Here is a 13344-nt window from a genome sequence, read left to right as displayed (position 1 = left end):
GGTCGCTGGCGGGCCGCCGCGCCCCGGTTCGATGCGGGCCGAATCAGCCGGCGAGCGGGGTGACGCGGATCCGCAGCGCGGCCGTTTCGGTCGCGCCCGGCGCGAGCATGCGCAGCCCGAGGCCGTTGTGGATCGCATCGGGCAGGCCGAGCCATGGCTCGACGCAATAGAAGTCCGAATCCGGTTTTTCGGTCCACGTCGTGACCGCGTACCACGGGATCGAGCCCGGCACGTCCAGCGCGATCTCGATCGTGCGGCGGCGGCCCGGCATCACGATGCGCACCGGCGAGGACGGCTCGCCGTCGAGGCAGTGGAAGCGGTCGAGGATGTCCGGATCGTCGAGGCGGTAACGGGCTTCGCCCGGTTCGAGCGGGCTGATCGAGCCATCCGCGCGCTGCTGGCAACGGTGCGTCGGCGGCAGCTCGAGGAGGGTATCGGCGCGCTCGCCGTGCGGCAGCGCGAAATAGAAATGGTGGCCGGCGTAATAGGGCAGCGGCGTGTCGCCGCGATTGGTCGTCGTCAGCGCGACTTCCAGCGTATGCGCGTCGGCCAGCCGGTAGGTCGTTTCGAACCGGAAATCGAACGGGTAGCTCGCGCGCAGCGCGTCGTTCGCGTCGAGCGTCATCGTCAGCGCGGCGCCGTCGGCCGACGGGTGCGCGTCGAACGGCAGATCGCGCGCGAAACCGTGCATCGGCAGATCGCGGACCACGCCGGCGGCGTCGCGCCAGCGACCGATTTCACCGCCGACGCGGTGGCGGCCGAGGAACGGGAACAGCAGCGGATTGCCGCCGCGCACGCGGGCGAGGTTGCTCCAGTCGGCGGTTTCCGGCCAGAAGATTACCGGTTCGCCATCGACGTGCCAGGACAGCAGGCGGCCGCCGGATTGCGGGGCGACCCGGACGAGCGACGGGCCGGCGTGAAGTTCGTGAATGTCGTGTTGCTGGAAGATCGGCATGGCGAATCGGGTTGGGCGGGTGACGGGAGCAACGTGCGTTCCATTATCGGGCCGCGGCCGATCGGGGAAAACCCTTCTCGGGAAATTGCGAGTTTTTAACACTGTCGACGGTCTGGATAATGCATCTAAACCGGTGATGTTGCCGGGTCATGACACTTCGTGGAGGGGGCCATGGATCTGGCAATGGCAATGGGAATCGCACTGTTCGGCATGTTTACCGGTAGCACGGTATTATTTTTCTATCAGCTCGGCCGCTGACGGCAATTTCTGCCGAAGTCGACAAGCCCGCCATGCAAATGGCGGGCTTTTTGCTTTCTGAGTGCTTACAAGTTGCAAGCGTTTGTGTGCATTGCCGCAATATCCTGCCAAATGCCTTGGCGCAGTAATCCGGGCTCGGCATAATCGGGGCGCGTTTTTCAGGACGCGCATCGCGTCGTCCGCCTTCCTTCCCGCTTAATCTTCACTAAAAGGACCGACGCGTGAGCCTCTGGTTTCTGGTATTCCTGAGCGTCCTGCAGGGCGTCACCGAACTCTTCCCCGTCAGCAGCCTTGGCCATACGCTGCTCGTGCCGGCGCTGTTCGGCATGCACATCGACAAGCACGCGCCGCAACTGCTGCCATTCCTCGTCGCGCTCCACCTCGGCACCGCGGTGGCGCTGCTGTGGTACTTCCGCGCGCGCTGGATCGCGCTGATCGGCGGCTTCTTCGCGCAGCTCGGCGGCCGCAAGAACGACGACGGGCACCTGATGTGGGCGCTGATCATCGGCACGATCCCGACCGGCATCGTCGGGCTGCTGCTCGAGAAGCGCATCGAGCGCGTGTTTCACGATCTGCGGATCGTCGCGATCGCGCTGATCGTCAACGGCGTGTTGCTGTGGCTCGGCGATCGCATCCAGCGCAGCCGCGCGCATCAGGCGCCCGAGAAGATGACGTTCAAGCAGGCGTTCTTCGTGGGCCTCGCGCAGATCGGCGCGCTGATTCCGGGCTTCTCGCGCAGCGGGCTGACGATGATCGCCGGCAACGCGGCCGGGCTGACGGCGGAGAAGGCGGCGGAATTCTCGTTCCTGCTCGGCACGCCGATCATCTTTGCCGCAGGCGTGCTCGAACTGCCGAAGCTGTTCCATGCGCGCGACCAGCTCGCCGATGCGCTGCTCGGCGGCGTGCTGACGGCGATCGCCGCGTACCTGAGCGTGCGGTTCCTGATGCGCTATTTCGAAGGGCGCGGCCGGCTTGCATCGTTCGGCGTGTATTGCGTGATCGCCGGCGTGTTCTGCCTCGGCTGGTTCATGCTGCATCCGCAGCCGGTTTGATGCCGCGGGCGCCGCTCTCGCGTGATCCGGCGCGATGATCGGGTATAATTTCGGGCTCGGCTCTATGCCGGGCCCGTTTTGTTTCGGGGCTTTGAGTGGTTGTGGGCGGTGTGGCTGCCGCTCGTTGCTCCAAAACCCGATGCCGAATGCGGTCCCGTGTCAGGCCGTGTCTTTTCTCCCCGACCGCCCTTAGCTCAGTTGGATAGAGCAACGGCCTTCTAAGCCGTAGGTCACACGTTCGAATCGTGTAGGGCGGGCCAGAATTTCCCTGAAAGATCAACAAGTTGTGAGTCGAGCACACTGCTGGGTTGCACTCCGATCAGCACGCGGAACTGCACTCACTGTGCTCAGAGTGTGCTCGGATTCTAGCGGCGAACGGGCGTGATGGGTGGCATTCTAGTGCCGTCCCATGCGCTTCCCCTGTAACAGCCGGTAGAATTCCGGTAGGAATTCTGTGCACTCGCGGCCCGCCGCGAACGGCTAAAGCCCGCCCGCTTGTGGTTGGTCGGCAATTGTCGTTATTGCGTCGGCGATTCGCTGGCAGTCGGCTGCATCAAGACACGTTCGGCTCCATTCGTTCGCCAAAATCTCCCACACGCTCGCGGAGCTTTTGTGCACTCGATCCCCGACCAGTCGTGTCCAGTCGTGATGGTCGGGAGCCAACATTGCGTCCTCAAGCGCCGTAAGCAGAGTACCCGCGCCGATACCGAAGCGTTCCGGCAAATTAGGCCAATTCCGCTCGCGCAATTGCGTGAAGACGATCCGCTCCGGGGCAAGATCACCCGGCAAGCGTACGCAGTTCGGGTCATCGTGATCGCCATCAATCACTGCGACCGATCGGTAAGGCAGTCGCCCATTACGTCCCAACTGACCAATGAGGGAAACGACATTCGACGGGCCAACAGCACTGATAGTGATGCGGCCGATAAGCTCGGCGGTGTCCGCCGAAGATGCGAGAATTTCCCGCAGCCACACCGCAGCCTCGCGGTCTTCAACGAATACATGTGCATCGGGATGGACCTCATCGTCAAGTCTGCTCATCGCAAACTCAGGCGAAACGCCGTACAGGACACTCAGCCCTTGCGGCCCGGGCAGCAATAGCACACGGGCTTCTTGCGGCAATTCCTCCAGTACGTACGGACTATGCGTTGATAGCACAACTTGAATTCGCCTTTGGCGGCAAAGCCAAAGTAAGAATCTAATGAGTCGCCTTTGAGCACGTGGATGGAGTGATGCTTCCACTTCATCGATAAGGAGAAGGGAATACTGCGGCATCCCCTGAAGCACGCGAAAGAGGTCAAGGGTCGCATCCTCGCCGGCACCTTGGTGAAACTGCGAGACTTCGCCCCATTCTCTTTCGAGCAACCCTACTTGTCGGCGGGCATCAACGTTTGACGTGGCGAAGCGTGCTCGATTGTATTGACGACTAAGGACATAAGACAGTCGCTGACGAAATTCATTGTCGATGTCATTGCTTTCTATCTCGGATGCAGCCGACCGGGCTATTTTGGCGTACCCAGCGGAGGCATCAAGAGGGAGTGTTCGAGAGATGTCGAGCAGATAGACGTTGCGGTGGGGCGCGTTTTCCGGCACCCGCCAACGAGCCGTGGGTTTCGTGATGCGGAAGGTGTCAACCGCTTGACCGCGCCTGACCCGAACATTAATGGCCACGTTGCGGATTTGGTCCCACACCGTCTCAACGAAGAAAGTGGAAGGGTAGAACCTCTTGTCCCGATCACCTTGATCGTATGCGCAGGCTGCGGCTTTCAGCAAGGTGCTTTTACCGCTGCCATTTTCCCCGACGACTGCCACTACCGGGTAGTTGAATTCAACGCTTTGGCCCGCCCAGCCACGAAGGCCTGCAATCGAGATCATCTGCAAGAACTGCGGCCATTGACCTGCCTGAAACTGTCCCCGGATCGTATTCACTTCTTGGTGGTCCACAATCGCTCCTCGTTATTCGCTTCATGGCTGGGCGAAGTAATCATACCGCCAGTCTCCTTGCCGGATTGCTGCAATTCGCTCCGAATAGTTGCGCTGCGCCGACAAAATAGCCGAAGCCAAATTTGATGTGCTTATCTGCGCGGACTTACGCCACTCGCCCGCACGCGTGCGCCCCCGTGCGTGGGTGTGCGCGTTTTATCCAGCGGGATTCGTCGCCGGGCATCATCCATGTTCATTGGCGAACTGCCGGGCGCGGCGTGAGCCGCGCCGCGTGCCGCTGATCTCGCCGATGCGCACCCGCTGACCGGCGACACGCCGAGGGTGGGGGCCTCATCGTCGACGCATGTGCACCGTGGAAGGAGCATCCGCTGAGACATGGATAGATAACGTTCGTTAAGTGTCCAGGGGATTCGGTGCGCCGAGAGTGGTTAGAAAGTCCTTGACAATAGTTTCTATCCGAAAGATGATTCTATCCACGTTATCTATCCATGGCGATTCACACGCACAAACTATGTCACGAACATTTCTGTACAGCCGCGTATCGACGCAGGATCAGGACACGACGAACCAGCAGCTTGTCGCGAAGCAGGCGGGGTATGAGGTAGAGCCGCATCGTGTGTGTGCTGAGACTATCAGCGGCACAGTTCCAGCGATGGAGCGCCCGAAGTTCCGCAAGCTAGTGGAGAAGTTAGAGGCGGGCGACGTGCTTGTCGTTGCGAAGCTGGACCGGCTAGGCAGGAATGCTGCCGACGTTGACGGCACGGTGCAGGCGCTACGCGCCGCAGGCGTCCGGGTAGTTGTGCTGGACTTGCCCGTGCAGGAGGTGACAAGCGCGGCGGGCGATCTCATCCTGCGCATGTTCGCTGCGTTCGCGCAGTTTGAGCGCGACTTGATCGTCGAGCGGACGCACGCGGGGCTTGAGCGCGCGCGCGCGGAGGGCCGCGTCGGCGGCAGGCCCGAGCGTTTCACGCCGGACGAGAAGCGCACGATTCGGGCGAGGCTAGATGGAGGCGCGTCGGCGCGCTCACTGGCGAAGGAATACGGCACAACGCACGTGACCATCATGAAGGCGGCGCAATCCGTGATTGCTGCCGGTTCGGCTGGGGCCGAAGGAGGCACCGCCGAGTAGGGCGCTGGCACCGCACGTACCACAGTAACGCTCGGTTCAGTCTTGGCGGATCGACCGGGCATCACCTAACCGATGCGGGCCAGCGCGCCCGCAGAGTACCGCAAAACGACCATGAATCAAACGAACATCATCGCTATCCGTAACTCGAACATCGACGCCGCAGATGCCTACAAGGAGGGCGCATTCTTCGCTGAGGTGGACTGGCAAGCGGCGCGCAAGGATACGCCCGTCCCAGCCCGCGCGATGCCCGTAGCGCCCGGCTATTCCAGCATGGCGGACCATTGCCAAACCGCTTGGGACTTCATCCGCCAGCATGTCTGTCCGGAGTGGGATCACGCTGACGCGAAGGGCGCGTTCTTCGTCGGCTATGAGGACCGGGCGACCGAGCTGGCGAATGCTGGCGAGGCTGGCTATGAGACGCTGGCCGAAGCTGGGACGGTGGCCGATACCGAGGGGTGGGTCTTGCAGTCCGAGCCTTGGGAGGACGCAGCAGGCGCAGACGATAAGATGCTGCGCGCCCTGCGTGCGCTGCGACTCGGGGCTACTGCATGGCGGGCGCGGGCAGATGCGAGCGGCGAGGTGGCCGACCGTTACCGGGCAGAGGATGCGGAAGCGCTTGCGGAATCCGCTATCGGAGATGTGCTCGCGGTGTGCTGATGCGAGACTGGTGGCGACGCGGCCGAGCACAATCTGGTTTGGGCCGGGGCCAAAGGGAACCCTGTACTTCTATTCTTCTCCATAGAATAGTGCAGGAAAGGGGAACCTATCGAGCTATTCAGTACAAAAGCTAGACTGCATAAGGGATTGTGGTCGGTCGCTGTTTAGGGTAGGTTCCCCTCTCGTAATCAAGTCAGCATCAGACGCTACATGGGTTCATCGACCAAGGCCGCTATCTCCGACGCAACGCGTGCCGCCATCCTCGCCGACCAGATCAAGGGCTTGCAGCGGAAGCTAGATCAAGCGCGCCGCGAAGTAATCGCCGACGCCAAGGCGCTGGGTATCGACATCGACATCATCGGGGCCGTCATCGTGCGGCCGAAGAAGCCCCAAGCGTACTACGAGGCAATCCGTAGAGGGCTGGCTTTCATGGTGAGTCCGGCGCTAGACGGCCTGTCTCGGTCGGCAGTAAGGGATGCTGTCGCGGAGCATGCTGGCTTCGCCGCTGTCGGCATCGGCCCGAAGGCATGGTCGAGCACGAAGCTCCCGCCGAGCCTCATTGAGTACGCCGAGTCCCGGCTCGTCGAAGCTGGCCTGATGGCGGATGCTGACCGATGGAATGGTCGCGGGAAACCCCGACTCGACACGTTCTCCAAGGTCGCCAAGTTCCGGCTCGCCGCTCGTAAAGCGGCTGGTGATACCGGGCAGGACTTCGCCATGGGCCGATTCGCCTTCCTCGGCAACGATCAAGTGTACTGGTTCGGATCGGCGCGGACGCTTCGCCGGAAGGGGAACGGCGGCACGTTGGTAGTGCGCAGCGGCGGGAAGGATCACGGCGTCGTTGCGGCTTTACTGGCGCTGGATAAGACCCTGACCAAAGAGACGATTCTCGGCTGGCTCAGGAATGCCGACGAGGCGGCGCGTGTAGCGCGGGAGCGTGTCGAGGTGCAGGCCGCTGCGGAAGCTGCCGATAAGGCCGCTGCTGATGAGATCGACGCGGCCCTCGGCGGCATCCTCGGAGAGTGAGCGGAGGCCGTGCCGATACGTCCGGCACGCGTGAAACTGCCCGGCGGAGAAATGAACCCGCAAGGCGCGCACGAGTTCGGCCCTAACACTGCGTCAGCAGGCCCGTGACGGGTTGATTGCACCTCGGCGGCACATTCTTACTTCATCTCGTCCCGACCGCGTAGCGCCTGTGTACGGCGGTTCGCGAGCCGCCTGTCGAATCCTTGGCAGTAGCCCGGCCGCGATGGATTCAATTTCATTGCACTAGGCAGACAGGCACACGGCTGGGGGCCGGATAGCGATTCCATTTCATGTCCCAACCAAGACACACACGCGGACATTCGCACCGTACGCTCCCGCGCAGGCATCGCCTGCCGCAACCAGAGGCCCGCCGTCGTGCGGGCTTTGTCACATTTGGAGGATGAGTATGAGCAAGACCCCTCAACATCCGCTTGAGCACAGCGGCACGGCGCAGTCCTACTTCGAGCGCCTTGAGGCCCGAGCATCGAAAGGGGCGGTAGCTGTATGGCGGGAAGCAGTAGAAGCATGTACGGGCGGGCTGCCGAGCTGGGCCGCGCGGAAATACCGGGCGCGGGTGAAAGCATGAACGATGAGCTTGACTGTATGGAGCAGGAACGCATCGCCCGGCTGTCCGCGCTGGGCGTTCCGATGGCCCGGCCGGAGGAACCTGAACCGGAGGTGATCGAGCAGGCGTCACGGCTTCGCGGCATGGATCGCGCTTCGCTCGCGGTATGCGCCGCTATGCGCGGCGTCAGCATCGAAGACTTCGCAAGCGCAGCCATTCGAAAGGCGACGAAGCCTCCGCCGCCGGTGATTGATCGCCGCTACATCGAGCGGGCGCGGCGCGGCTATCGGCTTCCGCGTTGAGCGTCGGCGGCTTGCATGCGGGCGGCTATCTGTTCTCCATCCTGTAGAACTTTGCGCCGAACGCAGCGGAGGTTCGCCCATTACCAACAGAACACCAATAGGAGGATTCGAACATGGAAACAGCAGTGAGCACTACCCCGGATACGAGCTTGACGAATGAGCAGGCTTACGACCGTGCGCTGGAGGCCCTGCTTAGCGCGGTTGGGCTGGCCCGCACACAGGCGATTCTGGCGGAGGTGATTGTGGAATTCCGTAAGCGCGAGCCGGGCAATGCGCGTGTCAATGACGACCGTGAGCGCGCCTTTGCATTCAGCCCCGATCTACTCATACGGGCGCGGGAGATGGGGGTAGAGTCGAATGTACGAGAGCGCTGAGCAGCGCTGAAACTGCCCGACTGAAAACAGCTGTCGCGTGGTGCGCGCAGTTTTGCGGCCTGCGCGGAGCCTGTCCCGCAATCAGCGGGACGTAGAAGCCTGACCAAGCAGCCCAGCCGAGCTTAGCAGCGATGTATTAAATAAGGAGTACGGATGTATTTATCTTTCTCTCTCGCTTCTGACTGCGGGATGGCCTAATGTGCCAATTGTTCGGCATGATCGCCGGAGCGGGTGTTGGCATGATGCAGGCCCGTCTACAGAACGCGCAGAATGATGCGCAGTACACGGTCGATACCGCCAAGACCACCGCCTCGAACTTGTTGTCGAAGTCCAGTGCGGAGAACAACAACATGATCCGTGATGCGAACAATGAGTTCCTCGCGGCGCAGGCGGCGCTGTCGAACACGCAGCGCGCGATTGGCAACCAGAACCGCGCCATCGCCATCGGCGCGCAGACGAATGCGCAAGCCGTGAACATGGCGCGAGCAACAGAAGCCATGACGCGAGGCAGCTTGGAGCAGCAGATTGCGGCGGCAGCCCAGCTAGGTGCGATGCGTGCCGATTCGGCAGCTCGTGGTGTTGGCGGCACGTCCGCCGACATCATGCGCGCGACCATGCAGACAACAACCTCGCGACTCACCGCGATGCAAGCCACGAAGGGCGCACAGATGTCCTTCGATCAGGTGATGGCGGCGGCGGGTCTGCGCTCGAACCTCATCACGTCGCAGGACTACGGGCAGACCGTCGCGGGCATGAATTACCAGAAGGACATCCCGCAAACCTTCATGGCACCCGAGAAGATGCCCGACATCACGGCAGCTCAGGGCGCAGCGATGGGGGCTGTTGGCGGGATGGGGTTCCAGCAGTTCCGGAACTCGGGCGGCGGTAGCGTCGGCGGCTACAGCGTGGGCAATACGGCGAACTATGCGTCGCAGGCGATTTTGAACGGTGTGAACAGTTTCAGTGGCTCGTGGGGTGCGGGTAGTACCGGCGGCACGTCCGGCAACAACGCGTACGGCTTCACGGTAGACGGTGGCTCGGGCGGCAATTCGAGCAGCACCAATTCATTTAACTTTATGCTGGATTAAGGGGAGACTATGGCAAACGTGAGCTTTTCGCTGTCGAGTGACGGTGGCGTTGTAACTCAACAAAGCACGCTCGGCGGCGGAGGCTCTAACAGCTTCTCTGGCGGGCTGGGTGGTGTCGGGCAGTCCAGCGGGCCACTCGCCGTAGGCGGCACGGACATCGCCGCATACTCGGGCGCGGTTGCCCGGCAAGGCGTGCTCGGCTCCGGTGTGACGCTGGATGCGCTGAACAAGCTGGCGGGTGGGATGCTACAGCCGTACATCGACCGCACGAAGAAGCGGCAGTACGCCGAGGGCATGGCCCAAGCAGCGCAGGGCAAGAGCCTCATCGAGATCGAGAACGAGCAGCCTTGGTACACGAAGCTGTACGGCCCGGATGCTACGGTGCAGGGTGCACAGGCGTTCAATGTGGCGGCTGCGATGCAGGATGCGCAGTCGCAGTTCATGCTTGCGATGCCGCAGCTTCGCGAGAAGTCACCCGACCAAGTGCGTGCATACATCGTCGACAAGATGAATCAAGTCGAGAGTACGGGCGATCCTGCATTCGATTCTCTGGTACAGCAAGGGTTCGCCGAGCAACTTCCGCGAATGCTCGACACGCACATGGGCCAGTACATGCAGTTCACGCAGGAACAGGCGTACAACGGCTTTACGAACCTTGGAACGGTCGGCGGCAAAGCGTTACAGGACACACTCACGGCGAACAACAACCCCCAGCAAGCAGATGTGGACCGCGCCTACGCTGACTTTACGAACCAGCTCATTCGACCCGCGAACATGACCACTGAGGCGTACCAGCGCGGGCTCCGCGACATCACACTCAGCAATGCGCGTAGCGGGCACTGGCAGGCGGTGCGCGCTGTTAGGGCGATGCCTGAATACCAGTCCATGTCGACTGACATGAAGGACAACCTCGAAGTCCAAATTCCGCGACTGGAGCAGGAGTGGGCGCAGAAGAACCCGGCAGCACGGAACCTGTTCACATCGCGGGCTGACCTACGGTGGAGCCTGCAACACGGCACAACGGGGATGGACTCGTCGCCGGAAGGTCACGCGAAGCTCGACGCTGTGATGGACGCGCATGAGGACTCGAACCGCCAGCTCAACGGCGACGCCACGGCGATGTACGACAACGAGCAGCGGGCGCAGATGCACAAGATGCTCGATGCGGGGAACGCCAATATTCTGGCTCAGTACCAGAAAGCGCAGTTGAAGCAGTTGAACTACGATCAAGCGGTTGACCTTGTAGGGAAGGCCATCAATAGCTCGTCGCCAGCGGCGCTAACGGGCTTGCCGCTCCCCGATGGCGCAAAGGCGCAGGTAGCAGATACGATGTTTCGGAAGGCCAGCGGCCCGGAATACGCGAACCAGCCGGACGTGCAGGCGAACTTGTTCGATAAGCTGAGCGCGGTGGCGTACGATTCGTCGCTCCAATCCCCGATGCTCAAGCAAGTGCTGACCCAGCAAATGAACCTCATGCTGAACGGAGACACACCGCTTACCCCGGATGCCGCGCAGGCGCTGCAGTATGCGGATGCGTTGCGGCGTGGGATCGGCGGTGAAGGGGCAGTGATGGCGTACATGGGCGACTCGATGGGGCCGAAAGTGATTGCGTTACTGAACAGCGGGTACAAGCTGGATGATCCTTTGCAGCTCAAGACGGCTCGTCATCTAATCAGCCGTGGCGCGGGGGCAGTTGCGACGGCGCAGGAGGTACAGGATGCGCAGCGCGCTGTGGCGAGCGCTTCGCCGGGGTGGTTCAAACGCATGATTCCGCTGTGGGGCGGGGATGGCGAGCTAACACCATACAACCTGACGGACGGCAACAAGCGGCAGCTCGCCGAACACATCGCGCCGCTCATCGCGCAGTACAAAAAAGCGTACGCATACGACGACGACACAGCGGCACGTACAGCGCTGTCGCAAGTGGTGGCGAATGCGGACCTTGTGCCCGGTGCAGTTGTCTTGAACAATCGAGCCTTCGGTGCACGTCCGTTCTATGAAATGGTGAATCGGGAGTTCCCCGGAGCCGTTCAGCGGCAGGGTCAATCGAACTATCAAGCAGCGTTGAAGTGGGCGATTGAGAAGCAGGCGGGACCGCTGGAGCCAGAGATTACCGGGGATGCTACTGACGTAGGCATGGCGCTGACACCATTCAGTTCACGTAGTAAAGCGACCGCGATAGAGTACCCGTATTGGCAAGTAACGTCCGGTGAGAACCTTGGTAACGGCTTCATGTCCTTGTTCCTGACGAATCGACAAGGGCATCAGCAAATGATTAACATCGCCGCGAAGGTGGTCGCCCAACGTATGCGGGATACCTTTGGCAACAAGCCGGAACACGTCGACCCGGACATTGGGCTTTCGAGCAAGAACGCTTGGGGCTGGGCTTACTAAGCGTGCAGCAGCGCGGTAGCAGGCAGGTGGCACCCGTGAGGGTGTCGCCTGTCGCATCGTTCACTCGTTCTGTATCTGTTGGCGCGGGCGTCAGCCGAGCGAGGCGAAGCCGACGCGAGCCGCGCTTGCTATCGGTCGGTACGCTGGATACTCTATCGAACCCGACTGCACGGAAGGGAACCTGATTCGAATTGGAGAATGAGCAATGCTCGTAAGGAGTACGTGGCAACGGAAGCGCCCGAGATTCGGGCTGACAACCACCTCCGCGATTAGGTGGGCGGCGCTATGTTGCAATCGGGTGGGCGATGGCTCTGCTTCTCGCAACGGCAAACTGACCTCTAGCGCTATTCAACGCAAGGCAGCTGGACTTCCTCGGCTGAGCTGCTCAAGGTTGGTGCGGGCGATCCGGTAGCAGTCTATCCGCGTTCGCCACAAGTCGCCGTAGCTCGTGCGTTAATTGCTCGATGGTCCGAGGCGCTACAGCCGGGTTGGCCGGGCCGTCCAGCCGCCGTGCTACGTCGTCAAGCTGTAGGTGGGTGTACCGTTCCAGCATAGTCCATGTCTTATGCCCGGTAATGCGGGCTACTTCTGGTACGGTCAGTCCGCGCTCGAAGAACCGCGAGGTCGCCTCATGACGCAGATCGTGGAACCGGAAGTTGTCGAGGCGGGCGCGCCGTGTGGCGCGGATGAAGGCGCGCTTCACTGCCTCCGCCGTTACGCCCGCAAACACCGACCCGGCACCATTCCCGCCTCTGCTGAGAGTTGCAAGTACCTCGATGGCACGCGAAGAGAGGGGCACGCCGCGAGCTGTCCCATTCTTCGTCATGGGCAGATAGGCGTAGCGTCCGGACAAGCTGATGCGCTGCCAATCGAGGCTGACAAGCTCGGATTGCCGCATTGCTGTTTCGAGGGCGAGTTCAACTACCGGGCGCAGGTATGGCGCTCTGGCATCGGCGCACGCGGCAAGCAGCGCGGGTTCTTCTCCGGGGCGTAGACGCCGATCTCTTGGGGGAGATGCAGGAGGGCGACGTACCTTTTGGAAGGGGTTTTGAACAAGCGGCGCGCTCCATTCCTCTATGCCGATCTTGACGACGTGCGCGAGCAGCGTTATGTCTCGCCGGACCGTCGATCCGCTGACGGTTCGCAGGCGTGTGGCAATCCATGCCGCGACGCGCGGACAGTCAAGGTTCATGACGGGGCAGGCAGCTATCTCGTGTTTTAGTATGCCGCGCATTCGGATGGTTTCTTGCGCGGATGCCCGCTTAAGGGGAGTGACGGACGCGAGGTAGCGCCGCATCAGGTCGCCGAGCGTACGGTACTGGACTTCACATCCAGCGGCGATTCGCTGGCGCTCGGTTTCCATCTTCGACGCGAGGATGCGGCGGTGGATGAATGCCTCTTGCTCGGCAATCCATGCTTCAGCATCCGTCCTGTCCCCGAACGCGCGGGAGAGTGTCGGGAAGCCCTTGATGCGGATTGTCGCTTGTAGGCGTATGCCGCTGCGTCGGGAGCGTGATTGAATAGTGCCCATGCCTGTTCTCCATGTGAGGTTGCAGGCGCGGGCAGTCATGCTGCTCTTGCTCGGAACGACAACTATGCC

The 13344-nt window shown here is 61.8% G+C and carries 11 protein-coding genes and 1 tRNA gene; 9 read left to right on the top strand and 3 right to left on the bottom strand.

Going from position 1 to position 13344, the window contains the following annotated elements; all coding sequences use genetic code 11:
- Window positions 1-43: 43 nt before the first annotated feature.
- Window positions 44-955, bottom strand: a complete 912-nt coding sequence (locus tag HWW87_RS09770) for an aldose epimerase (RefSeq protein ID WP_175820119.1) — start codon at window positions 953-955, stop codon at window positions 44-46.
- A gap of 479 nt (window positions 956-1434) precedes the next feature.
- On the opposite strand from HWW87_RS09770, the gene HWW87_RS09765 reads away from it, so the two are divergent.
- On the top strand, window positions 1435-2265 hold the full coding sequence (locus HWW87_RS09765; protein WP_175820118.1) for an undecaprenyl-diphosphate phosphatase: 831 nt from the start codon (window positions 1435-1437) through the stop codon (window positions 2263-2265).
- Window positions 2266-2448: 183 nt separating this feature from the next.
- A tRNA-Arg gene (locus HWW87_RS09760) sits at window positions 2449-2525 on the top strand.
- Between the two features lie 220 nt (window positions 2526-2745).
- On the opposite strand, the gene HWW87_RS09755 is transcribed toward HWW87_RS09760, so the two are convergent.
- Window positions 2746-4209, bottom strand: a complete 1464-nt coding sequence (locus HWW87_RS09755; RefSeq protein ID WP_174433377.1) for an AAA family ATPase — start codon at window positions 4207-4209, stop codon at window positions 2746-2748.
- A gap of 511 nt (window positions 4210-4720) precedes the next feature.
- Between HWW87_RS09755 and HWW87_RS09750 the strand changes: the two genes are divergently transcribed.
- From HWW87_RS09750 to HWW87_RS09720, 7 genes are all read left to right on the top strand, one after another.
- The gene (locus tag HWW87_RS09750) at window positions 4721-5338 is read left to right on the top strand and encodes a recombinase family protein (protein ID WP_174433405.1); all 618 of its coding nucleotides are present in this window, start codon (window positions 4721-4723) and stop codon (window positions 5336-5338) included.
- 111 nt (window positions 5339-5449) lie between these two features.
- Window positions 5450-5995 (top strand): hypothetical protein, encoded by a 546-nt coding sequence (locus HWW87_RS09745; protein ID WP_175769865.1) that lies wholly within the window; start codon window positions 5450-5452, stop codon window positions 5993-5995.
- Window positions 5996-6205: 210 nt separating this feature from the next.
- Entirely contained in the window at window positions 6206-7021 is an 816-nt protein-coding gene (locus HWW87_RS09740) for a hypothetical protein (protein WP_175820117.1), read from the top strand.
- 582 nt (window positions 7022-7603) lie between these two features.
- Window positions 7604-7888 carry a hypothetical protein gene (locus tag HWW87_RS09735; RefSeq protein WP_244107171.1) on the top strand — a complete coding sequence of 95 codons (285 nt, stop codon included), beginning with the start codon at window positions 7604-7606 and terminating at the stop codon, window positions 7886-7888.
- 113 nt (window positions 7889-8001) lie between these two features.
- The gene (locus tag HWW87_RS09730; protein WP_175820116.1) at window positions 8002-8262 is read left to right on the top strand and encodes a hypothetical protein; all 261 of its coding nucleotides are present in this window, start codon (window positions 8002-8004) and stop codon (window positions 8260-8262) included.
- Between the two features lie 197 nt (window positions 8263-8459).
- Complete coding sequence (locus tag HWW87_RS09725; RefSeq protein ID WP_244107169.1) at window positions 8460-9350, top strand: hypothetical protein; 891 nt, start codon at window positions 8460-8462, stop codon at window positions 9348-9350.
- Window positions 9351-9368: 18 nt separating this feature from the next.
- A complete protein-coding gene (locus tag HWW87_RS09720; protein WP_244107168.1) occupies window positions 9369-11744 on the top strand; it encodes a hypothetical protein in 2376 nt (791 codons plus the stop codon).
- 385 nt (window positions 11745-12129) lie between these two features.
- On the opposite strand, the gene HWW87_RS09715 is transcribed toward HWW87_RS09720, so the two are convergent.
- Window positions 12130-13275: a site-specific integrase gene (locus tag HWW87_RS09715; RefSeq protein ID WP_175769869.1), complete on the bottom strand. Its 1146-nt coding sequence runs from the start codon at window positions 13273-13275 to the stop codon at window positions 12130-12132.
- Between the last annotated feature and the right edge of the window lie 69 nt (window positions 13276-13344).

It is taken from the genome of Burkholderia sp. BCC0419, assembly GCF_902830285.1.
In the GTDB taxonomy this organism is placed as follows: domain Bacteria; phylum Pseudomonadota; class Gammaproteobacteria; order Burkholderiales; family Burkholderiaceae; genus Burkholderia.
This window is presented reverse-complemented; position numbering and strand designations above follow the sequence as displayed.

What these genes read in the sequence shown, in the direction of transcription:
- HWW87_RS09770 (WP_175820119.1), bottom strand. Translation starts at nt 955, where the DNA reads ATGCCGATCTTCCAGCAACACGACATTCACGAACTTCACGCCGGCCCG.
- HWW87_RS09750 (WP_174433405.1), top strand. Translation starts at nt 4,721, where the DNA reads ATGTCACGAACATTTCTGTACAGCCGCGTATCGACGCAGGATCAGGAC.
- HWW87_RS09745 (WP_175769865.1), top strand. Translation starts at nt 5,450, where the DNA reads ATGAATCAAACGAACATCATCGCTATCCGTAACTCGAACATCGACGCC.
- HWW87_RS09740 (WP_175820117.1), top strand. Translation starts at nt 6,206, where the DNA reads ATGGGTTCATCGACCAAGGCCGCTATCTCCGACGCAACGCGTGCCGCC.
- HWW87_RS09735 (WP_244107171.1), top strand. Translation starts at nt 7,604, where the DNA reads ATGAACGATGAGCTTGACTGTATGGAGCAGGAACGCATCGCCCGGCTG.
- HWW87_RS09730 (WP_175820116.1), top strand. Translation starts at nt 8,002, where the DNA reads ATGGAAACAGCAGTGAGCACTACCCCGGATACGAGCTTGACGAATGAG.
- HWW87_RS09725 (WP_244107169.1), top strand. Translation starts at nt 8,460, where the DNA reads ATGTGCCAATTGTTCGGCATGATCGCCGGAGCGGGTGTTGGCATGATG.
- HWW87_RS09715 (WP_175769869.1), bottom strand. Translation starts at nt 13,275, where the DNA reads ATGGGCACTATTCAATCACGCTCCCGACGCAGCGGCATACGCCTACAA.